A 22009-nucleotide genomic window follows, 5' to 3' on the forward strand; every position below is an offset into this window, starting at 1 on the left:
GGGCGGGAGCGAAGAGCAGGAAAACGGGCGGCGCACGGGCCGCCCGCGCGGAACGGTCAGCGCGCGAACGCGGCGACGGCTTCGGTCACGAACGCCGCGTGACCGTGCGCGATCGCGGCCGGATCGTCGATCAGCGCGAACAGGTTCTTCGGATCGACGGCCGGCGGAATCAGCGCGATCTCGACGCCCGCGTTGTGCTGCCGCGCGAGCGCATACAGGTAGCGCAGCGCCGAGTAATCCTCGAGTGCGAACCCGACCGAGTCGAACACCGTGACTTCGCTCGCACGCTCGCGGCCGGCCGCCTCGCCTTGCAGCACGCGCCACAACTCGACGACGGGGAAGTCGGCCGGCATCTGCTGGATCTCGCCCTCGATGCGCGACTGCGGCTCGAATTCGACGAATACGCGGCCCGCGTTCAGCACGCCCGCCTCGAGCTCGGTCTTGCCCGGGCAATCGCCGCCGACGGCGTTCAGATGCATGCCGGGCTCGATCATGTCGGCCGTGACGATCGTCGCGTACGCCTTGTCGGCGGTGACGGTCGTCACGATGTCGGCGCCGCGCACGGCGTCGGCGGTCGATGCCGCGCGCACGACGCGCAATTTCGGGTACGCGGCGAGGTTCTGCACGAGCTTGTCGGTTGCGCGCGGATCGACGTCGAACACGCGGATTTCGTCGATGCCGAGCAGCGTGTGGAACGCGATCGCCTGGAATTCGCTTTCCGCGCCGTTGCCGATCAGCGCCATCGTGCGCGAATCGGGCCGGGCGAGCGCCTGCGCGGCGAGGACCGACGTCGCGGCCGTGCGCAGCGCGGTAGTGAGCGTAAGTTCGGCGAGCAGCAGCGGGTAGCCGGTATCGACTTCGGCGAGCGCGCCGAACGCCATCACCGTGTGCATGCCGCGCGCCGCATTGACGGGGTGGCCGTTCACGTACTTGAACGCGAACAACGACGCGTTCGCGACGGGCATCAGTTCGATCACGCCGTCGCGCGAGTGGCACGCGACGCGCGGCGATTTGTCGAAATCGGCCCAGTGCAGGTAATCGGCGCGCAGCGTGTCGACGAGTTCGCGCAAGAACGTCGTGACGCCGGTTCGGGCGACCAGGCGGGCGGTGGCGGGAACGTCGAGGAAGCGAGTCATCGGTCTGTCTCCATATTCGGTGCCGGTACGGGTGTCCGGGCGTTCGGGTCGGCCGGGCAGGGCGTCGGCGCGAATCCGGGCTTTCCGAAAAAGCGGCGGCGCGGCGCGTCGGCCGGTCGATGGAGTCATTATTTCCGCGAGTCGAGCCAACAAAAAGACGGCAAAAGTGGCAGATTCCTCGGTAGACTTTGCAGATTGCCAACCCATTCCGGCAGTTTGACCAGTTTGCGCGGGCCGCAAGCTGGCGGCCGGTTCACGCTCAACAGGAAGGCCGTTCATGATCACGCTCGACGACGTCGACCGTCAGCTCATCGCACTGCTGCGCGACAACGCGCGACTGCCCGTCGTCGCGTTGGCGAAGGCATTGCGCGTGGCGCGCGCGACCGTGCAGAACCGGCTCACGCGGCTCGAGAAGAACGGCGTGATCGTCGGCTATACGGTGCGGCTCAAGCCGGCGGCCGACCGGCACCGGATCCGCGCGCTGATGTCGATCGCGGTGCAGGGCAATCGCGGCGCGGAAGTGGTGAAGGTGCTGCGCGGGCACCCGAACGTCGCGTCGATCCACAGTACGAACGGGCGCTGGGATCTTGTTGCCGAACTGCATGCCGATTCGCTCGAGCACTTCGATCGCGTGCTCGGCGCGATCCGGTTGATCGACGGGATCGCGAATACCGAGACCAGCATTTTGTTGTCGACGCATAAGATGTGAGCGATTGGGGCGCGCGGTGTCGCACGCGTGGTATGGATGTTGCCCTTGAGCATGATGGCAGTCGGGTTCGATGGTCGTTTACGCTATATTTGATTCGGATAACGATGTATTTTATCGAACATGAAAAGGAAGCCGATAGACCATGAAGATGAAACCCGTCCTGACGAACGACGACGTGAAAATGATCGCCGCCGCATCGGAGGCCTATGCGCTCGCCCGTCGGTGGCCCGTGACGATTGCGATTCTCGATGATGGCGGCCACCTACTGCATCTGCAGCGACTCGACGGCGCGACGCCGAGTTCGGTCGATATGGCGATCGCGAAAGGGCGAACGGCCGCACTCGGGCGGCGCGAGAGCAAGGTCTACGAGGACATCGTGATGCAGGGCCGCGTGTCGTTCCTCAGTGCGCCGATGGCGGGTTTCCTTGAGGGCGGCGTGCCGATCGTCGTCGACGGCGAGACGGTCGGCGCGGTCAGCGTGTCCGGCGTGAAGTCGCCCGAGGATGCCGAGGTTGCCCGCGCTGGCATCGCGGCGCTTGCGTAACGCAGGTCCCGCCCGCTGCGGCGGGCGGGTGTCAGCGTCTGTCGTGTCCGAGCAGCGGCGCGATCCGGCGGTCGAGTGATGTGCCGGCCGCGCCGAGATCGAAGACGAGATCGAAATGGTTACGACCCGGAATCTCGCCGGACGAACACAGCAGTCCGCCGCGCGCGAGCCGTCCGACCAAGTTGCGGCTTTGCCGCCGGAATTCGTCGGTTTCATGTTCTCCCCAGCAAACCGTCACAGGCACTTGCGTGCGCAGCGGCCTGTATTGAGGGCTCAGATCGAATGCGTCGCGCTCGTCGAGCTGCAGCGCCTCGTTAATGTAGGTGCCGACGAGCGGGCGCAGGTCGTAGATGCCGGACAGCAGGATCGCACCGTCGAACGGCGGTGTGCCGGATGCACGCGCGCCCCAGTCGAGCGTCAGCAGCATCGCGGCGAGATGCGCGCCGGCCGAACTGCCGGCGATGACGATCCGGGGGGCAGGCATTCGCGGGGCGTCCGTAAAGCGTCGCAGCGCACTGACGGAATTGGCGGCCTGATCGACGATCTGCCGCAGCGTTGCGTGCGGCGCGAGCGTGTAGCCGACCGCTGCATAGGCGACGCGTCGATCGATGAAATCGACTGCCGGAAACAGTGAATCGTCCAGGGACAGTTCTTGCCAGTACCCGCCGTGGAAGTAGACGACCAGCACATCGGCTGCACCGTCGGTCGGTTCGAAAAGCACGATGCGCTGCGCGGCTTCGGCGCCGTAGCGCAGCAGCGTCGGCGGTGATAGGTGGAGCATTGCGGCTCGACTGCGCGCGCGATAGTGGGACAGGATCGCGCGGAAATCCGGCGCCTTCGAGCTCGGCGAATATTCGCGAGTGCGCTCGGCCTCGTCGAGCCTGCGCCATGCGGGCCGAATGCCGTCGGCCAGCGGTATCGCGGCAGCGGTCATGCGGCGGACAGCACCGGAAGGCGATCGCGAAGGTCGCGCTCGACGGCGCGCAGGTCGATCTGGTGGAACGTATCGCAGCCGGCCGTGCCGGCGCGCAGGATGTCAGCCTGGATCTTGCCGCGCTCGTAGGCCAGCGTATAGGGCACGCGCTGGAACGTCACCATGCTGTAGCGTGGTACGAAGCGCTCCGGATGGCGTTCGGCGAGCCACGCCGACAACTCGCGTTCGAGCGCATACCCCGGCGTCGCGACGCGCGCGCGCATTTCGATATAGTTCTCGAGCGCCATCGCTTGGATCGCCAGCGCGTTGGGGCGCCGTTCGGCTTCAAACGCAGCGAGCGCAGTGGCACGCTCATGCGGATGCGCGTCGAGTTGGCGGGCGAGCGCGACCGCGTCTTCCAGCGCGCAGTTCATGCCCTGACCATGGAACGGGACCATCGCGTGCGCGGCATCGCCGAGCAGCACGGTGTGCCCGTGCGCATGCCAGCGCTGCAGCCGCAGCGTACCGAGCGTGCCGACGGGATGCGTGTCGAAATCGGCCTCGAGCGCCGGCACGTGTGGTGACAGGTCGGGAAACACGCGCTCGAACAGCCGGCGCGCGGCGCGGCCGTCGGGCAGGCTCGCGAAGCTCGGCGTGTCGCGGTCGTCGTGATCGCTGCCGTCGACCGGCAGGAACAGCGTCGTCGTGAAGCTGCCTTCGGTATTCGGCAGCGCAATGCACATGTAGCCGCCGCGCGGCCACAGATGCAGCGCATGCGGCTCGAGCCGGAAGCCGCCGTCCGCCGTGGCCGGGATTTCCAGTTCTTTGTAGCCGTGCGGCTGACGCTCGCAGTCGATGCCCAGATCGGCGGTATGCGCGAGCGCGGCACGCACGCGCGAGTCCGCACCGTCGGCGCCGATCAGCAGGTCGAAGCGTGCACGCCGTCCGCTGGACAAGATCAGCTCGCGCGTGCGGCAATCGACGTGCTCGACCGCCGCGCCGTGATGCACGCACGCGCCCGCGCGCTCGGCTGCGTCGAGCAGCAGCCGGTTCAGGCGGCCGCGATGGATCGACCAGATCACGTCCTGCGGGTCTCGACCGTATGGATGCAGCTGCGGAAATGAGCCAGCCACGTGCACCATACGGCCGCGCATCGCGACCGTATGGCGCATCGTTTCGATGTCGAGCCGCGCGGCTCGCAGCGCATGGATGCCGCGCGTTGCGAGCGCGAGGTTGATCGAGCGGCCGCCCGAGTCGCCGTGGCGTCGCGGGTCGAGACGTCGTTCGAATACGTCGACGCGCCAGCCGCGCGCGGCGAGCAGGCAGGCGGTGAGGGTGCCGGCGAGACCGGCGCCGGCGATCGCGACACGACCACGCGAAGCGGGCCGGCCGGAAGGCATGGTCTCGATTTCGTGCATATCGATAGTCCGGTGATGAGCGGAATTCAGAGCGCGGTGCGCATTTGCCACAGCTCGGGAAACAGTACGACGTCGAGCGTCCTGCGCAGATAGTTCGCGCCTTCACTGCCGCCGGTGCCGCGCCGAAGGCCGATCGTGCGCTCGACGGCGCCGATATGCCGGAAGCGCCACTGGCGGATACCTTCCTCGAGATCGATCAGGCGTTCACCCAGCTCGTACAACGGCCAGTGCGCATTCGGGTCGCGATAAACCATGCACCACGCGGCCTCGACCGACGGATCGTAGCGGTGCGGCGTGACCGGGTCGGCGTCGAGTCGCGCGCGGGAAATCGGCAATCCGGCGCGCGCGAGTGCACCGACGACCTCGTCATAAAGCGACGGCGCGTGCAGCCGTTTGAGCAACGCATCGCGTGCGACCGGATGCGCGTCGTGATCGGCGATCAGCGCCGCATTCTTGTTGCCGAGCAGGAATTCGATCTCGCGAAACTGGAACGATTGATGGCCCGACGCAGACCCGAGTGCCGGCCGCATGGCGAGAAACTCGACCGGCGTGAGCGTCGCGAGCACGTTCCAGCCATGTACGAGATGCTCCATCGTCCGCTGCGCACGCGCAACGGTCTTCGATGCCTGGGGCAGCTGCGATGCGTGAAGCTGCTCGCATGCATGCGTCAGCTCGTGAAGCAGCAGTTTCATCCACAACTCCGACGTCTGATGCTGGATGATGAACAGCATCTCGTCGTGCGTGCCGGACAGCGGCGCCTGGCTGTCGAGCAGGCTATCCAGCTGCAGATAGCCGCTGTAGCGCAGCCCGGGGCGCGGCTTCGCGGCCGACGCGTCGAGCGTGCTCATGAAAGGACATTGCTGCATGGTCGGCTCCTTGACGAGGCGAGACGTCGCGGCGGCGAGGCTCAGTATCGGCCGCCGGCGACGGCCGGCAGGATCGTGATGGTGTCGCTGTCCGCGATCGCGGCAGACAGGCCGCCCTTGAAGCGAATGTCATCGTCGTTCACATAGACGTTGACGAAGCGGTGCAGTCGGTCGTCCTGGACGAGCCGCTGCCGAAGACCTGGATAAGCCGACTCGAGCGAGTCGATCACTTCACCGAGCGTGCCGCCGTGTGCCTCGACGACCTTCCGGTCGCCGGTCAGCGGGCGCATGATCGTCGGAATGCAGATGATGGCCATGGGTAATCCTTAATATATTCGAGTGATGGACGTCGGGATGACGCTTGCCGAACGCTATCCGTCGATACAGACGGCGACTTCGGTTGCCGTGCCGTCGACGATCCGGTAGCAGCGCAGAACCGGCGTGTAACGCGGATCGGTCGACACTATCAGGTGGTACGCGTCCGGATATGCGGCCGCATACGCGATGTCGGTGCGACTCGGGCGTGCGGCCGACGCGGTGTGCGAGTGATAGATCACCGACGGCGCTTCGTCGCGGGCGTCGAGGTCGCGCCACACGCGCAGTTGTTCGGCCGCGTCGAACTGGAAGAACGTGGCCGATTGCGCGGTGTTGCGCATCGGAATTACGCGCGACGGCGCGGCGTCGCCGGGCGCACCCGCGATGATGCCGCAGCATTCGATCGGATGCGTATCGCGCGCATGGCGGACGATCGCGTCGGCGATATTGGTCGACAGGATCAGCATAGGTGTCGCCTCAGTACTGTGGCAGCGAAGGGTCGACGATGCGGATCCACGACAGGATTCCGCCGTCGAGGTTGCTGACGTCCGCGAAGCCCGCGCCGCGCATCGCCTGTACGACATCGCGTGAGCGTGCGCCGCCCTTGCAGTACACGACGGTGCGACGCGTCTGATCGAGTCGGGCCAGCCCGTTTTCGTCCAGCAATTGCCGTTTCGGCATCAGCTTTGCGCCCGGAATGCGCACGAGTTCCCATTCGTTCGGCTCGCGTACGTCGATGAGTTCGACCGGCTGACCCGCGTCGAGAAGCTGCTTGAGCGCGAGCGCGTCGATGGCTGGCACGCGCACCGGCTCGGCATGTGTCGAGAGACCGCAGAAGCGCGGGTAGTCGTCGAGCGCAACGATCGGCCGGCGCCGCGGCGCACGTCGCAACGGCAGAAACCGGTAGCGCATGTCGAGTGCGTCATAGACGGCGAGGCGCCCGAGCAGCGAATCGCCGGCGCCCGTGATCAGCTTGACGGCTTCGGTCGCCATGATCGACGCGATCGATGCGCACAGTACGCCGAGCACGCCGCCTTCGGCGCACGATGGCGCGAGATGCGGCGGCGGCGGTTCAGGGTAGAGGTCGCGGTAGTTGAGGCCCGCGCTGTCCGGCGCGTCCTCCCAGAACACCGACGCCTGGCCTTCGAACCGGTAGATCGAGCCCCACACGTACGGCTTGCCGGCCAGCACGCACGCGTCGTTGACGAGGTAGCGCGTCGCGAAGTTGTCGGTGCCGTCGACGATCAAATCGTACTGCGAGAACAAGGCGATCGCGTTGTCGTTGTCGAGTCGTTCGTCGTGCAGCCGTACGTCGACGTGCGGATTGAGAGCGACGATCGCGTTGCGGGCGCTGGCCGTCTTCGGCATGCCGACTGTCGACATTCGGTGGATCACCTGCCGCTGCAGGTTCGATACGTCGACGCGGTCGAAGTCGATCACGCCGAGCGCGCCGACACCGGCGGCGGCGAGGTAGAGCAACGCTGGCGAACCCAGTCCGCCCGCCCCGACCACGAGCACTCGGGCGGCCTTCAGGCGTTGCTGGCCCGTCAGGCCGATTTCCGGCAGCAGGATGTGCCGGCTGTAGCGGGTCAACTCGTCGCCGGAGAGCGGCGCAAGCGTCGTGACGAGAGGTGGTAGTTTCATGATGGATCGGCGTAGGGCGGTTGAACGGAAAGACCTCGCGCGGCGCGCTCAGGCAGCGTTGCGCGCGGCCGGTTCGGCGAGTACCTCTGCGAGCGCTTCCTTCAGCGCGTCCATTTCGTCGCACGCGCCGATCGTGATGCGCATCCCGTTCGGCATGTCGGGCCAACTGCGGCCGACATGGACGCCGCGCGCGGCGAGCGCCGCGATTACGGGCGTTCCGGCGCGACCGAGATCGACCATCACGCAGTTCGAGCGCGATGGCAGGCACGCGAGCCCGCGTTCGGCGAGCCAGCCCACCAGGTTGTTGCGGAGGGTCGCCGTGTGGGCCTTGCGCGCGCCGAGCCGGTCGCGCAGCGCAAGGCTCGCGAGCCCCGCGGCGGCGGCGGGCACGGGCACGTCGTGCGGCGGCATCGTATGAATGCGCGCGATCGCGTCGGGCTGCGCGATTGCATAGCCGAGCCGCAGGCCGGCCATCCCGTAGATCTTCGAGAACGTGCGCGCGACGATCAGCCCGGGATCCGTGCGCACCGCATCAATCATCGACGGTTCGTCGCTGTATTCGATGTATGCCTCGTCGACGAGTACCGTCGTGCCGGGCCATCGGTCGCTCAGCAGGCGCCGCAGCGCATCGTGCGGCGTCACGGTGCCGGTCGGATTATTGGGGTTCGCGACGTAGATCAGTCCGCGCGGCGCGGCTTCGCACATCGCGGCGACGTCGTGCGCGCCATCCGCGCAAAGCGGCACGCGGCGTACGGGCCGGTGTGCGAGCCGCGCGGCCTGCTCGCACACCGGATAACCGGGACTGGCGAGCACGAGCGGTGCATCGGATGCGGTGAACGCGAGCGTCGCATAATGCAGCGCGCGGTTCGAGCCCGGGTACAGCGACACCCAGCCGGATGGCACCTTGTGCGCGTCGGCGATCGCATCACGCAGCCGTTCGACAAGCGGGAACTGGTAGCGACCTGCTTCGCGCAGCGCGCGGACGGCGGCAGCTTCGGCTTCGTCGAACGGACCGAACGGCGACTCATTGAGGTTCAGGAAGATCTCGCGCCGACCGGCGGCGCGGGCGGACATGGCGTGCGGTTCAGTCATGGTTGGCACATTCGGCGGATCGGGTAAAGGCCCGGCAGGATCGATTGCCGAGTACGGATTTCGGCGTGCGCCCGAAAAAGCGGGTGAACGCGGCGCTCAGGTTGCTCGGGTGCTGGTAGCCGACGCGATAGGCCGTTTCCGCGACCTGATGGCCGGCCTCGAGCAACTCCTGCGCGCGGTGCATCCGCAGTTCCAGCAAGTGCTGCGCGGGGCTCGTGCCGTACGCCTGCCGGAAGCACTCCTTCAGCTTGTATTCGCTGATGCCGAGCGCGGCCGACAGATACGCATTGCTGAGCGGCTTGTCGAGATGCGCGCGCATGAACGCCTCGACGTGCGCGAGCTTGTCGAGATCGCGCGCGCCGAGCCGGCCGCGTACCGGTTCCGGCGCGATCGTGCGCAGCTGGTCGGCCAGCAGGCTCAGCGCGTGGATGCGCAGGCTGAGACCGTCCTGCTGCAGCAGGTCCGGGCTGCGGAAAAAACGCAGATGAGGACTCGCACCGTTCGCCGTGAACGCGATCTGCCGGAAACCTTCAAAGTGCCCGAGCGCCGGACCGAGCAGTTCGCGGCTGCGCGCCTCGCCGACGAAGCTTGTCAGCGTACTTTCCGAGACGACGAGCCGGAGCTGGCGCACCAGCCGGTTGGCAGCATGGCGACGCTCGCCGCCGCCGCTGCGGAAGACCGACACCGTCGTGTGGCCGGCCGAGAATGGCAGGCGTTCGCCGCGTCGGTCGCGGAACTCCGAATCGCCGTCGAGCCCGATCGCGACGACGAGCTGCCGCTCGACGCCGTCATGGCTGCATGCCTCGGTCAACGCGCGCTCGGACAGCACGCTCGAGCGCACGACCGAGAAGCCGGGCTCGCAATTCAGGCGTTCGACCGCGTAGTTGCCGCCCTCCGCGCTTCCGCGGGCGACCGTCCATGTGTGACTCGGGGCGACGTCCATCGCGGACGCGCCGGGTACTGTCAGTGCGTGCATACGAACAACTCCTCTCAGGTTCTTCACGGCAGGCCGGGCGATTCGGACGTGATCCACGCTTCTCGATGGCCGCAAGACTAGCCACAAAGTTTTCGGGATGGAACGGCTTCGCCCGACCCGCATATGAAATTCGCCGATATCCATATGAAATGAGAATGATTCTCATTAGCTGCCAAAATATCATTGTGGCTGTTGACCAGCAACCGTGCCCGGCGGCTCGCGAGCGGTTCCGGCGTGTGCCCCGGCGGGGCCGCGGCCCGTGATCGATGCGGCGAGCGGCGGGGCGCTTTCGGGGCCTTCGCGGCCGGGAATACCGCCATGCTCATGACCGAAGTCGATCGAACACGCGCGCAAACTGCGCAGGCGCCGCTGGAGGGCGTCCGACTGGATCCGCGATCCGTGCCGGCCTGTTTTGCGCCGACATGGCGCGCGCTGCATCGCCGGACGATGGCCCTCGGTGTCCGCGCGGTACCGCTACCGCGCGATCCCGGCTTCCTCGCGGCATCGGCTGGACACGCTGCGCTTCACGCGCGGCTCGGCGATGGAGGCGGCGCGTGTGTCGACGTGACGGTGCGGGGCTGGCCGTCGGCCGATCATCCGGTGTCGGATGCGCTGTTGCAGGCGGCGACCGGCATCACGGGCTGGCATGCACGCGCCGAGAACGCATGGCGGCCGCTTGGCGTCGATTACGTGTCGACACTCGGGGCGTCGCTGGCGTCGGCCGCGGCGCTCGCCGTGCTGGCCGGACAGCGTCGCGGCACCGGTGCACAGCCTGTCGCGCTGACGCTGTGTCTCGCCGACGCGGCGTTGTTTGCGATGGCGCAATACCTCGCCATGGACCACGCGGGGCAACCCGCGCAGTTGCCCCGCGACGCGGGCGATCGGCCGCCGCCGTTTGAGAGCCGCGACGGCGTGCGTTTCGAACTCGAGGCGCTCGACCCTGACGCCTGGGGGCACTTCTGGCAGCGCGCGTCTGCTGCGGCCGACGATATCGCCGTGGGCTGGCGGCCGTTCATGCTGCGCTACACGCAAGCTCGCGCAGCGTTGCCGGCGGGGCTGTTTCATGCGGCGGCCAGGCTCGATTTCACCACGGTGCGGATGATCGCGCGCGAGACGGGGGCTTACGTCAGCGCAGTGCGCGATGCGGCCATCGCGTTGAGGGACGATGCGCGCTGGTGCACGGACGGACCCTGGCGATTCGATCGGCCCGGGCAGGCCATCGGCGCGCCGCTCGGCCCGGCAACAACGTGTACTGATCCCGCGCGGCCGCTGGCCGGCGTCACCGTGCTCGAGGCGTGCCGGCTGATCCAGGGGCCGCTCGCCGGCCATGTGCTGCGGATGCTGGGTGCGCACGTGATCAAGGTCGAGCCGCCCGGCGGCGATCCGATGCGCGCGATGCCGCCAATTGCGGGCGGCGTGTCCGCACACTTCGACGCGATCAATTGCGACAAGACTTGCATCGAGCTCGACCTGCGCACGCGCGCCGGACGCGACCATATGCTCGACCTCGCACGCGATGCGGACGTATTCCTGCACAACTGGGCGCCTGGCCGCGCGGAGCATCTTGCATTGACGGCCGCCGATTTCGCGCGCGTCGCGCCTACGCTCGTGTATGCGTCGGCGTCGGGCGCGGGCCGCATGCCGGGCCCCGACGATCCGGTCGGCACCGACTTCATGGTGCAGGCGCACAGCGGGCTCGCATCGTTGATCGGCGGCCGGCACGGGCGCGGGGGCGCATTGCTGACGCTGGTCGACGTGCTGGGTGGCGTCGCGGTTGCAGAGGGCGTCGCTGCTGCGCTGTACGGGCGCGCTGTCGACGGTCGCGGGCGCGCTTTCGATTCCGCGATGACGGGCGCTGCGGCGCTGCTCGTGGCGGACGCGAGCGATCAAGCTACCCGGCCCGCATGCGCCGACCCGCTGGTTGCCGTGCTCGGCCTGCCGGCCGCGTATCCGGCGCGCGACGGACGTCTGATGCTCGACGCGCCGTTGGACGAACGAGGCACGGTCCGGCTCGCGGCACTGTGCGGCGCAACCGCTGGCGGCGAGCCGCCGCCCGACGCGACGGCCCGCCTCGTCGCCGCGCTCGCGGCGCACGATGTCGCGTACTGGCAGCGCGACCTGGCCGGGCACGGCGTGCCGGCCGTCGCGATCGCGTGCGACGCGGCCGGCGTCGCGATCCATCCGCTCCTGGCGAACAGCGTTCGGCGCGATGCCGGCCGCCTGTCCGTTGCCTGTCCCTTCACCTTCACTCACTGAGACGCATCGATGACATTCGACCTTACGCTTTCTGCCACCCGGACGCGCTGCGCATATGAGGGTGCCGGCAATTTCCGCGACCACGTTCCGGCCGCGTTGCGGCGCGCCTGGGCCGACGCCGGCATCTACGAAGGGCGCGACCTGTTCAGGTCGTTCTCGGGTTTTGCCGATGCGCATCCGCTCGCGCTCGCGGTGTCCGACGGCGGTATTGCGCTTACCTATGCGCAACTGCGCGTGAGAAGCCTCGGGCTGGCCACTGCACTGCACGAGTGCGGCGTGCGCGCGGGCGATGTCGTTGCCGTGAACCTGCCGAACGGCTGGCGCGCATGCGCGGCCGATCTGGCCGCTGCCGCGCTCGGGGCGATCGTGCTCCCTTATCCGGTGGGCCGCAAGCGGCACGAGAGCCGCGCGCTGCTTGCGAAGTCCGGTGCGAAGGTGCTGATCTGCCAGCGGCGGGTGGGCGACATCGACTACGCGGCGCTGATCGACGGATTGCACGATGAACTGCCGAGGCTGGAACGCGTGTTCGTGCTCGGCGCGCGCTATCTCGACTGGCCCGACCTCGATCGCTGCTGGGAATGCGATCCGTATCCGTATCGCGCCGACATGCTCGACCCGGACGGGCCGGTGCGATTGATCGCGTCGTCGGGTTCCGAAGCGGAGCCCAAGCTGGTCGCGTATTCGCACAACGGACTGATTGGCGGGCAGGCGTCGTACCTGAAGAGCCTCGGTGCCGACGTGTCGACGATGCGCGCGATGTTTTGCGTGTCGCTTGCGTCGCCGTTCGGTTCGCTCGGCACGTCGTGCACGCTCGCCGCGCTGGGCGGCGCGCTGGTCAATCTCGAGCGGTTCGAGCCGACCGCCGTGCTGCTCGCAGTCGCCGCGTTGCGCGTCACGCATCTGTTCGCCGGGCCGAACATGGTCGACATGCTGCTCGAGAGTCCGCTGCTCGCCGGCGATGCGGTCGACGCGCCCGACCTGTCGTCGCTGAAGGCGATCGTCAGCGGCGGCTCGGCACTCAGCGCGCAGACCGCGCAGCGCGTGCGCGACGTGATCGGCTGCGCGCTGATCCAGTCGTACGGGTCGGCCGATGGCGTCGCTTGCCATACCGCGCTCGACGATGCGTTCGACACGATCGTCGCGACGGTCGGCCGTCCCGATCCGGCGGTCGTGACGGTACGGATCGTCGACGAGGCTGGCAACGACGTCGATGCCGGCGTGGAGGGGGAGGTGTGGGCGCGTGGACCGATGACGCCGCTCGGCTATTTCGGCGCACCCGAATTGAACGAACGGTATCGCGCGCCGGACGGCTGGGTGCGACTGGGCGATCGCGGGCGGCTCGACGCGGCCGGCTACCTGCAGATCGTCGGCCGTCGCGCGGACACCGTGCTGCGCAACGGTGTGAAAATCAATCTCGTCGAGATCGAGATGCTGCTGCACGGGCATTCCGATGTCGCGGACGTGGCCGTCGTGCAGGCCGTCACCGATGGGGGCGCGGGACGGCTGTGCGCATGCGTGGTGCCGCGCGCGGGGCGGCAGGCGCCGACGCTCGATGCGATCAATCGCCATCTCCTCGACGTGGCCGGCGTCGAGCGCTGCAAGCTCGTCGACGCGGTGGCGCCGTGCCCGCGGCTGCCGCTCGCACCGTCGGGCAAGGTCGATCGCGCGGCGCTCGCGCGCGAGGTGGCGACCGCGCAGGCCGCGCTTGCGACGTGCCTGCCGGGCACCGCGTCGTCCACGCTGTCGGCCGCACCGATCCTCGATCTGTTGATGGGGGTCGAGCGCGCCGGCGTACTACGCGCAGCGATCGAGCTGCGCGTGTTCGACCGGCTTGCCGACGGCCCGCGCGACGCCGGCGAGCTGGCGGGTGCGCTGGGGACCAGCGCGCGCGGGATGCGCATCCTGCTCGACGCGCTCGCGGGGCTTGCGCTTGTCGAGCACGACGCCGAGCGCGTGCGCTACCGGCTGAACCCGATGTCGGAGCGCTTTCTCGTGTCCGCGTCGCCGCACTACGTCGGCGGGCTGTCCGGCGTGTATACGGCCGACCTGATGTGGGACACGTTCCGGCATTTCAAGGACGCGGTCGTCGCGGGCGGCAGCGTGCTGCCGTCGAGCCTCGAGGCGGCCGACCATCCCTACTGGCAATCATTTGCGACCGGCATCGCAAACACGAGCCGTCGCACCGCGCGTCGCGTCGCGGACCTGCTCGCGCCATGGGCGGCCTCGCGCACGGCGGTCGCCGTGCTCGATCTCGGTTGCAGCAACGGCATCTACGGCTTCACGTTCGCACAGGCGCAGCCGAATTCGACCGTCTGCGGCGTCGACTGGCCGTCGATTCGCGACACATACGCGGATACCGCGCGCGAGTTCGGCGTCGATGCCCGCGCGCGCTTTATCGGCGGCGATCTGTTCGACGTGGAGATTCCCGGCCAGTACGACCTTGTGGTCCTGAGCCAGATCCTGCACCACTTTGACGAGGACGGGTGCCGACATCTGCTGGGGCGTGCCTGCGAGCGACTCGCGCCGGGCGGGCGGATCGCGGTGTGCGACTTCATGATTTCGGACGCGCCGGCCCAGAGCGAGCCCGTGCCGCGCCTGTTCGCCGCGCAGATGCTCGGGCTCACGCAGGCCGGCGACTGCTATCCGGTCAGGACGATCAATGCGCTGCTTGCAGAACAGGGGCTCGTCGACATCGTCGCGAAGCCGCTCAAAGGCGTGCCCGTGCACTGCGTGACAGGCGACCGCGGGATTGCGAACTGAACGCGGCACACGAGCGGAAAGGCGATGCGGTACATCCGCGTCGATCAATTAGCCCGATCAAGGAGGTGAACCCTATGCAACGTCAGTTATGGCGGCTCGCCGGAGTCGTCTATGCCGATATCGCGATCAGCGTCGCAATCGGGCTCGCGGTGACCGCATGCTACGCGGGACAGGCGTTATGTCTGGCGCTCGGGATCGCCGCCGTGTGGTCGGGCGCGTCGCTGTCCGGCCTATCCGGATGGGCATTCGGCTTCGCGGTGCTCGCGCTGGCGCGCATCGCGTTGATGTGGGCCGGTGAAGTCGCCGCGCTGCGTACCGCGAGCCGCACCAAGGCACGCCTGCGCGCGCAACTGCTCCCGCAGGCGCTCGCACTCGGCGCGCATGGCGGCGCGGGACGCACCGCCGAATTGCAGCACGCGATCGTCGGCGGCGTCGAAGCGCTCGAGACGTACTACGGTCGCTACATTCCAGCCGTCTGCGTCGCGCTGCTCGGTTGCGCTGCCGTAATCGGCGCGGTCGCGTGGATCGATCCGCTGTCGGCGGGCGTGCTCGCAGCCTGCGTGGCGGCGGTGCCCCTGATCGATCGCGTCTGGCTGCGGCTGTGCCGGCCGAAGGCGTCGGGGCTGATGGCGTCGATCGGGCGTTTCGGCGCGACGATGCTCGACAGCCTGCAGGGCATCGCGACACTGAAGGCGTTCGATGCGGCCGGCTCCCGCCGAGCATCGCTCGTCGCGGCGGCGGCGGGGTTGCGGCGCGAGGCGATGGGCATCCTGTACGCAACGCTGATGCGCAACGGCGTGACAGGCCTGTTCGGGCTCGGCTGCGTCGCGGCCGTCGCGGCGCTCAACGCGTCGCGAGCGGCGTCCGGCGTGCTGCCCGCGACGACAGCGCTGATCACGCTGTTTCTCGCGCGCGAGGCATTCCGGCCCGTCGACCGGCTCGACAAGACGTTCCATATCGCGTGGGGCGCCGCGAGCGCTGCCGGCCCGATCGCCGCACTGCTCGACGCCGAGCCGCCGGTGCGCGAGCCCATGTCGCCGCGCGCGCCCGGCGAGCACGCCGATGTCGCGTTCGACGACGTGACCTTCACGTGGCCGGGCAGCGACCGGCCCGCGCTCGAGCATCTGTCGCTCGCGATCGGCGAGCGCGAGTTCGTCGGGATCGTCGGCCCGTCCGGCGCGGGCAAGTCGACGCTCGGCACGCTGCTGATGCGGATGGCCGACCCGCAGCACGGTTCGGTGCGGATCGGAGGCGTCGATCTGCGCGACTTGCCGCTCGCGGCGATACGCGAGAAGGTGGGCGCGGTGTTCCAGGACATCGTGCTGTTCGACGGCAGCATCGAGGCCAACCTGCGGTTCGCGCGGCCCGACGCCGATGCAGACGCGATTCGCGACGCGGCGCGCGTCGCGCATGTCCACGACTTCATCGAAAGTCTGCCGCAGGGATATGCGACACCCGTCGGCGAGCGTGGCGCGCAACTGTCGGGCGGCCAACGTCAGCGGCTTGCGATCGCCCGCGCATGGCTGAAGAGCGCGCCGATCCTGCTGCTCGATGAAGCAACCTCGAACGTCGACCCGTCGAGCGAGCAGGCGATCCAGGCGTCGATCGAGGCGTGTGCCGGGCAACGTGCGCTCGTCGTGATCGCGCATCGCCTGGCCACGGTGCGGCACGCGGACCGGATCGTCGTCGTCGACGGCGGGCGAATCGTCGAGGAGGGCGATCACGACACGCTGAAGGCGCGCGGCGGACTCTATGCGCGTCTGCTGGCCGCGCAGGCCGGCGCCACCCGGGAGGAAACCGCATGAGCACGACCACGACTACGACGACGGCATCGCACGGCCGAGGCGGTGCGACGCACCCGCGCGACGGCGCGCCGGTCGCGCGCAGCGGCTGGGCGGATCTGCTGCAGCTCGCGCGCGGCCAGGAGCGGCTGATGCTGCTGACGATCGTCGCGACCTTGCTCGCGCAGGGCGGGATGGTTGCGACGCTCGCGATCTGCGCGTGGCTGATCGGCATCGCGATCGCCGGCGCGGCGGCCGACGCATGGCTGCCGGGCACATATGCGCTCGTCATGGCCGTGGCCGCCGGCGCGGGCGGGCGTTGGTGGCAGGCGCACGTTTCGCACGAGTTTGCGTTCGCGCTGATCGAGACGATGCAGATTGGCATTTACGACGGCCTCGAACGCGCGGCGCCCGGCTACGTGGCCGGGCGTCGCACTGGCGAACTCGCGGCGGTTGCGACGCGCGACGCGAACGCGATGGAGCATTTCTTTGCGCATACGCTCGCCGACGCGATCGCGGCCGGCATCGTCCCGTTGCTGGCACTCGTCGCGCTCGCGTTCGTGCAGCCGTGGCTGACGCTTGCGCTGCTGCCGTTCCTGCCGCTGCTTGCGTCGGTGCCGTTCTGGCTCGGCGATCGCGCGCATCGGCAGGGGCGTGCGCTGGCGCAGGCCGCTGCGAAGCTCGACGCGGACGTGATCGAAGGCATCCAGGGAAGAAAAGAGATCGCATCGTTCGGTCAGGCGCAGGCGTGGCTCGACCGCGTTGCCGCGCGCGTGCGCGCGATGGAGCGCGAGCAGCGCCGCTACGGCACGCGCGCCGGGCTCGAGCAGGCGGCCATCGAATTGCTGCAGGCCGGTGCGCTGCTCGCGGCCCTGCTGACGGGAGCCGTGCTCGTGCGGCACGGTTTGCTGGCAGTCGCATGGTTGCCGTGCGCGGTCGTGCTCGTCGGCGCCGCGCTGATCCCGCTTGCCGAAGTCGCGCAGGCCGCGCGCAAGCTCGGCGAACTGAAGGCGGGCGCCGAGCGGATTCTCGCGATCCAGCGGCAGCCCGCGCAGGTCGCCGACCGCGGCACCGCGGAGCCGGCCGATGCGACGGTGCGTTTCGAGCAGGTCGGCTTCGCCTACGACGACACGCGCGCGCCGGCTTTGCGTGGCGTCGATTTCCACGTGAAGCCGGCCGAGACTGTCGCGCTCGTGGGTGCATCGGGTGTGGGCAAGAGCACGTGCGTGGGCCTGCTGCTGCGCTTCAGGGACGTGCAGGCGGGCCGCGTAACGGTGGGCGGCGTCGACGTGCGCGACATGCCGCTCGCGCGGCTGCGGCAATACGTGTCGGTGGTGCCGCAGGACGTCTATCTGTTCGACGACACCATCGCGAACAACATCCGGCTCGGTCGGCCCGAGGCGGACGATGCGGCGGTCGAGCAGGCCGCGCGCGACGCACAGGCGCACGACTTCATCGTCGCGCTGCCGGACGGCTACGGAACGCGCTGCGGCGAGCGCGGCACGCGTCTGTCGGGCGGCCAGCGCCAGCGGATCGCGATCGCGCGCGCGTTGTTGCGCGACAGCCCGGTGCTGGTGCTCGACGAGGCGTCGTCGAGTCTCGACACCGAAAGCGAGCGCGCATTCCACGACGCGCTCGTGCGGCTGCGTCGTCACCGCACGGTGCTGATGATCGCGCACCGTCCGTCGACGATCCGGCAAGCCGACCGCATCGTCGTGCTCGACGACGGGCGCGCGGTCGAGCAGGGTACGCATGCCGAACTCGTCGCGCGCGGCGGGCGCTACGCGCGTCTGCTCGCGCGCGATGCCGGCCATGCCTGAGCGCGGCCATTCGATTTCATCGCAGTCACCATCACCACGCTTCACGGGGATCGCGACGAGGCCGCCTGCGGCCCGCCGCGATCGGAGCACCAGCAGAGGAAGGCTTCATGAGTCGTCGTTACTGTCGTACCGCCACCGCGAACCGGGCGGCATCGTGTGCTGCGCGATCGGATCGGTCCGCCCATCAATCCGTCCTTCAAGTCGTTGTCTCATCGCGCGACGCCGTGCATGGGCGCGCCCTTCGGCCGGACCGGCCGCTCGCGCGGCTGTCGCTCGCGCTGGCCGCGGCGCTGGCGTGGCCGCCGCTTGCCGAGGCGGCCGGCGATGACGCATCGGCGCAGGCTCCGTCATCGACACCGGTGGCGTCTGCCGAGCCGGTCACCGGCACGCAGCTCGAAGCCGTGACCGTCACCGCACGTCGTCACAGCGAGTCGCAGCAGAAGGTGCCGGTCAGCGTGACGGCCGTGAGCGGCGCCGATCTCGCAGTCGATGCCGCGCCGTCGGCCGGCAACGCGGGTCTCGCGCGCGCAGTGCCGAACCTCGCGTTCGCCGATATCGGCGCGACCTACGCGAACGTGTTCAGCATTCGCGGCGTGGGCTCGTTCATGCCGCTCGCCGCCGACGACGCATCGGTCGTGATGTACGTCAACGACGTGCCGCGCGCGACGACCGGCGCGCCGCCGACCTTCATGGACATCGATCGCGTCGAGGTGCTGCGCGGCCCGCAGGGCACGCTGTTCGGCCGCAACACGCAGGGCGGCGCGATCAATGTGATCACGAAGCAACCGACCTTCAAACGCGCTTTCACGGCGACGGCGGAAGCCGGTACGCACGGCCGCTGGCTCGGCGAGGTAATCGGCAACGGTCCCGTGTCGGACGACGTCGCCGCGCGGATCGCGGTAAGGATGTCGAATCTCGACGGTACCGTGCCGAACCTCGCGACCGGCGGTAGCGACGGGCGCGTGAAGGTTGGCGCCGCGCGCGGCACCGTGCTGTGGGTGCCGGACGACCGCACGTCGGTCACCGCATCGGGTTTCGTCGACCAGACCGAAACGACCGCGCCGCGCTTCGTGCTGATGCAGAACGGCGATTTCCCGCAGGTTCGGTTGAACCCGTCCACGTACGGCCGCTGGCGCGACGCGGGCGGCAGCGTGCGGGTCGACCGCGACTTCGACCGCTTCAGGCTGACGTCGCTGACGAGCTACCAGGATTCGCGCAACGTGCAGCAGTTCGACCTGACCGACGGGCTCATCTACTCGGCGCTGTCGAAGCGGCCGGCGAGCCTGTTCGACGTGCCGGGCGCGGACCAAACCGAGATGCGCTTCGGCGAATCGACGTTCCAGCAGGAAGTGCGGCTGAATTCGCGCGACGACAGCCCGGTGATGTGGACGGCCGGGATCAACTATTTCCATGCGCATTTCACGAACGACACGAACGCCGTCGCATCACCGGCTGCGTTCAACTTCGTGACGACGCAGAACGGCCAGCAGCACAACCGCATCAACACCGACAGCGTGTCGTGGTTCGGGGAGGCGACCTGGCCGCTGACGACGCGGCTGAAGGCGATCACGGGGCTGCGCGCGACCTACGAGCGCAAGGACGCCCGCTACGCGTTCGACGGCAACGGCAACCCGAAGGTCGTCACCCGGTTCCGCCAGGACGACAGCCTGAGCGACACGTTCGTCACCGGACGCACGGGCCTGACGTTCGACTGGACCGACACGCTGATGATTTATGCGACGGTGTCGCGCGGCGAAGCGTCGGCCGGCTATCCGGCCGTCACCGTGAACGGGCCGCAGGGCCGTCGCGAGTCGTCGTTTCCGGCGTCGACGAGCTGGACCTACGAACTCGGCCTCAAGTCGCTGTGGCTCGACCGGCGGCTCAGCGTCGACGGCTCGGTGTTCTACAACGACGTGAGGAACGGTCACCTCGTCGCGTTCTTCCCGTCGAGCGGACTGTTCATGCCCGCATCGCTCGACTATCGGACCTACGGCGCGGAGCTCGAACTGGGCGCGAAGGTGTCGCGCTATCTGCGGCTGACCGCGGGGCTCGGCTATACACGGGGCGAACTGCGGTCCGTGCCGGTCGGCGACGTGACCGGTGCGCAGTCGGGCAACCGGCTGCCGAACGTGCCGCGCATGACCGGCAATCTCGGCGCGCACGGCGAACTGCCGGGGACGATGGTCGGCCTGCCGGGGCGCTTCAATGCGGACGCGTCCTTGCAATATGTCGGCTCTCGCGCGGTCGACGTGCGCAACAGCTTCGATCTCGCCGCCTACAGCGTGGTCAACCTGCGCGTCGGCTGGACCTACCGAAATTGGATGCTGTACGGGTTCGCGGAGAACCTGTTCGATCGCCGCTACGTCGTTGCGGGACAGGGCTGGGCGCCGGGAGTCGGCTCGGTGCGCGTCGGTCAGCCGCGCGTCGTCGGCATCGGTCTCACCACGCAGCTTTGAAGGAGGCGCCGATGAGCGAACCGCTTCGTGTTGCCGACGATCGACCGCCGACCGTCGCCCCGGCGCACGGCCTCGCGCGCGTGCTGACGGTCGTCGCGATCCTCTACGTGGCGATCGGCAGCGTGCTCGGCTTCGTGCAGGGCGGCCTCGCGCCGATCCTGCGCGCGCAGGGCGTGCCGCTCGCGTCGCTGCAGTGGGTCTACGCGCTGTATCTGCCGTTCGGCGTCGCGTTCCTGTGGGCGCCATGGCTCGATGCACGGCGGCTGCGCTGGCTCGGGCATCGCACCGGCTGGATCGTCGCGGCGCAGCTCGTCGCGGTGGCGGCGACGCTTTGCATCGCGGCGCGGCCTGGCGCACCCGTCGCGTGGCTGTTCGCGCTCGGCCTCGTCGCCACGACGGCCGTCGCGACGATGGACCTGTCGCTCGACGCGTTGAGCGTCGAACAGACGCCGCCGTCGGGCCGCACGCTGGTTGCTGCCGCGAAGATGGGCGGGATGGCGGTCGGTTTGCTGCTCGGCGGCGGCGTGCTCGTATGGGGGTATCCGTGGCTCGGCTGGCGGCTCGTGTTCGTGGCGCTGGCGGCGATCCTCGCGCTCTCGGTGCTCTCGGTCGCGTTGCTGGTCGAGGCCGACCGCGCGACGCCGCGCGGCGCGGGCCGCTCGTTGTCGGGCTGGGGTGAGGCGTGGCGCGACCGTGCGATGCGCGCCCGCCTGCTCGCGACGATCGCGCTGACCGTCATGCTGATGATGCTCTTCAACTTCAACCGGCTGCTGCTCGTCGATCTGGGCATGACGCTGCAGCGGATCGGCGCGTTGCTCGGCACGCTGGTGCCAGCCGCGAACCTTGCGGCGTCGGTAGCGGCCGGCTGGGCCGCGCGCCGCTGGCGGCCACCGACGATCTGCGCGACGGGCGCGCTCGCGTGCATCGCGAGCGTCGCCGTGCTGGCGGTCGCGGCGTCGCGCGGGGATGCGACGCTGGCCGCGACCGGTGCGGTGCTGGTCGGCGCGGCCAGCGCGTGGACCTTCATCGGCATGGGCGGCGCGATCCTCGGCTGGGCCGCCGGGAGGCGGCCGGCGACCGTGTATGCGCTGTTCTACAGCAGCGGGCGGCTGGTCGGCACGTTCGGCCTGCTCGGCGTGCCGGGTCTGATTGCGGCGACGGGATGGCCGGCGTTCTATGCGGGCGCAGGAACCCTGTTCGCGGTGGCGGCGGCCGTGTTCGTCGCGATGCTGCCGAGAAGCGGGGCGGTGCCGGCAGAGTTCGGACGGCACGGTGCCGCATGAGCGTGTTTCCCCAATCCCGACCGCAACGAAAAACGACGCA

General features: G+C 69.0%; 17 protein-coding genes. 8 read left to right on the top strand and 9 right to left on the bottom strand.

Translation table 11 applies throughout. The annotated features are described in order from the left end of the window. Positions 1-56: 56 nt before the first annotated feature. Complete coding sequence (locus WS96_RS02765) at positions 57-1136, bottom strand: ornithine cyclodeaminase (RefSeq protein ID WP_059830458.1); 1080 nt, start codon at positions 1134-1136, stop codon at positions 57-59. Positions 1137-1413: 277 nt separating this feature from the next. Here WS96_RS02765 and WS96_RS02770 point away from each other — a divergent pair, with 277 nt between their 5' ends. Then, the gene (locus tag WS96_RS02770) at positions 1414-1845 is read left to right on the top strand and encodes an Lrp/AsnC family transcriptional regulator (RefSeq protein WP_059830460.1); all 432 of its coding nucleotides are present in this window, start codon (positions 1414-1416) and stop codon (positions 1843-1845) included. 142 nt (positions 1846-1987) lie between these two features. Further along, positions 1988-2389 carry a GlcG/HbpS family heme-binding protein gene (locus WS96_RS02775; protein ID WP_059830462.1) on the top strand — a complete coding sequence of 134 codons (402 nt, stop codon included), beginning with the start codon at positions 1988-1990 and terminating at the stop codon, positions 2387-2389. Between the two features lie 31 nt (positions 2390-2420). On the opposite strand, the gene WS96_RS02780 is transcribed toward WS96_RS02775, so the two are convergent. Genes WS96_RS02780 through WS96_RS02815 form a run of 8 tightly spaced genes read right to left on the bottom strand, consistent with a single transcriptional unit; the run spans position 2421 to position 9757 of the window. After that, on the bottom strand, positions 2421-3323 hold the full coding sequence (locus WS96_RS02780) for an alpha/beta hydrolase (protein WP_059830464.1): 903 nt from the start codon (positions 3321-3323) through the stop codon (positions 2421-2423). Then, positions 3320-4702, bottom strand: coding sequence for an FAD-dependent oxidoreductase (locus tag WS96_RS02785; protein ID WP_059830630.1), 1383 nt, complete (start codon positions 4700-4702; stop codon positions 3320-3322). The genes WS96_RS02780 and WS96_RS02785 overlap by 4 nt, the downstream gene beginning before the upstream one ends. 44 nt (positions 4703-4746) lie before the next feature. Beyond that, positions 4747-5586 (bottom strand): tryptophan 2,3-dioxygenase, encoded by an 840-nt coding sequence (locus tag WS96_RS02790; RefSeq protein ID WP_082720165.1) that lies wholly within the window; start codon positions 5584-5586, stop codon positions 4747-4749. 41 nt (positions 5587-5627) lie between these two features. Then, positions 5628-5903, bottom strand: coding sequence for a MoaD/ThiS family protein (locus tag WS96_RS02795; protein ID WP_059830467.1), 276 nt, complete (start codon positions 5901-5903; stop codon positions 5628-5630). Between the two features lie 54 nt (positions 5904-5957). Further along, positions 5958-6368, bottom strand: a complete 411-nt coding sequence (locus tag WS96_RS02800) for a Mov34/MPN/PAD-1 family protein (protein WP_059830469.1) — start codon at positions 6366-6368, stop codon at positions 5958-5960. A 10-nt stretch (positions 6369-6378) separates the two neighbouring features. Beyond that, on the bottom strand, positions 6379-7545 hold the full coding sequence (gene moeB / locus WS96_RS02805) for a molybdopterin-synthase adenylyltransferase MoeB (protein ID WP_059830471.1): 1167 nt from the start codon (positions 7543-7545) through the stop codon (positions 6379-6381). A 48-nt stretch (positions 7546-7593) separates the two neighbouring features. After that, entirely contained in the window at positions 7594-8637 is a 1044-nt protein-coding gene (locus WS96_RS02810; RefSeq protein ID WP_082720166.1) for an aminotransferase class I/II-fold pyridoxal phosphate-dependent enzyme, read from the bottom strand. Next, positions 8630-9757 (bottom strand): helix-turn-helix transcriptional regulator, encoded by a 1128-nt coding sequence (locus WS96_RS02815; protein ID WP_257127922.1) that lies wholly within the window; start codon positions 9755-9757, stop codon positions 8630-8632. Before WS96_RS02815 ends, WS96_RS02810 begins: the two co-directional genes overlap by 8 nt. 303 nt (positions 9758-10060) lie before the next feature. Here WS96_RS02815 and WS96_RS02820 point away from each other — a divergent pair, with 303 nt between their 5' ends. The 6 genes from WS96_RS02820 to WS96_RS02845 all read left to right on the top strand — a co-directional run bounded on the left by WS96_RS02820 (position 10061) and on the right by WS96_RS02845 (position 21969). Continuing rightward, positions 10061-11869 carry a CoA transferase gene (locus WS96_RS02820; RefSeq protein ID WP_179949909.1) on the top strand — a complete coding sequence of 603 codons (1809 nt, stop codon included), beginning with the start codon at positions 10061-10063 and terminating at the stop codon, positions 11867-11869. A 9-nt stretch (positions 11870-11878) separates the two neighbouring features. Beyond that, positions 11879-14629, top strand: coding sequence for an AMP-binding protein (locus WS96_RS02825; RefSeq protein ID WP_082720167.1), 2751 nt, complete (start codon positions 11879-11881; stop codon positions 14627-14629). Between the two features lie 74 nt (positions 14630-14703). Further along, positions 14704-16434 carry an ABC transporter ATP-binding protein/permease gene (locus tag WS96_RS02830; protein WP_059830481.1) on the top strand — a complete coding sequence of 577 codons (1731 nt, stop codon included), beginning with the start codon at positions 14704-14706 and terminating at the stop codon, positions 16432-16434. Beyond that, positions 16431-18230: an ABC transporter ATP-binding protein gene (locus WS96_RS02835; RefSeq protein ID WP_059830482.1), complete on the top strand. Its 1800-nt coding sequence runs from the start codon at positions 16431-16433 to the stop codon at positions 18228-18230. The genes WS96_RS02830 and WS96_RS02835 overlap by 4 nt, the downstream gene beginning before the upstream one ends. A gap of 224 nt (positions 18231-18454) precedes the next feature. Next, the gene (locus WS96_RS02840; RefSeq protein ID WP_059830484.1) at positions 18455-20686 is read left to right on the top strand and encodes a TonB-dependent receptor; all 2232 of its coding nucleotides are present in this window, start codon (positions 18455-18457) and stop codon (positions 20684-20686) included. Positions 20687-20697: 11 nt separating this feature from the next. Further along, positions 20698-21969: an MFS transporter gene (locus WS96_RS02845; protein ID WP_059830486.1), complete on the top strand. Its 1272-nt coding sequence runs from the start codon at positions 20698-20700 to the stop codon at positions 21967-21969. The last annotated feature ends 40 nt before the right edge of the window (positions 21970-22009 follow it).

Origin of the sequence: Burkholderia sp. MSMB1835, from assembly GCF_001526365.1 — a bacterium.
Lineage (GTDB): Bacteria > Pseudomonadota > Gammaproteobacteria > Burkholderiales > Burkholderiaceae > Burkholderia.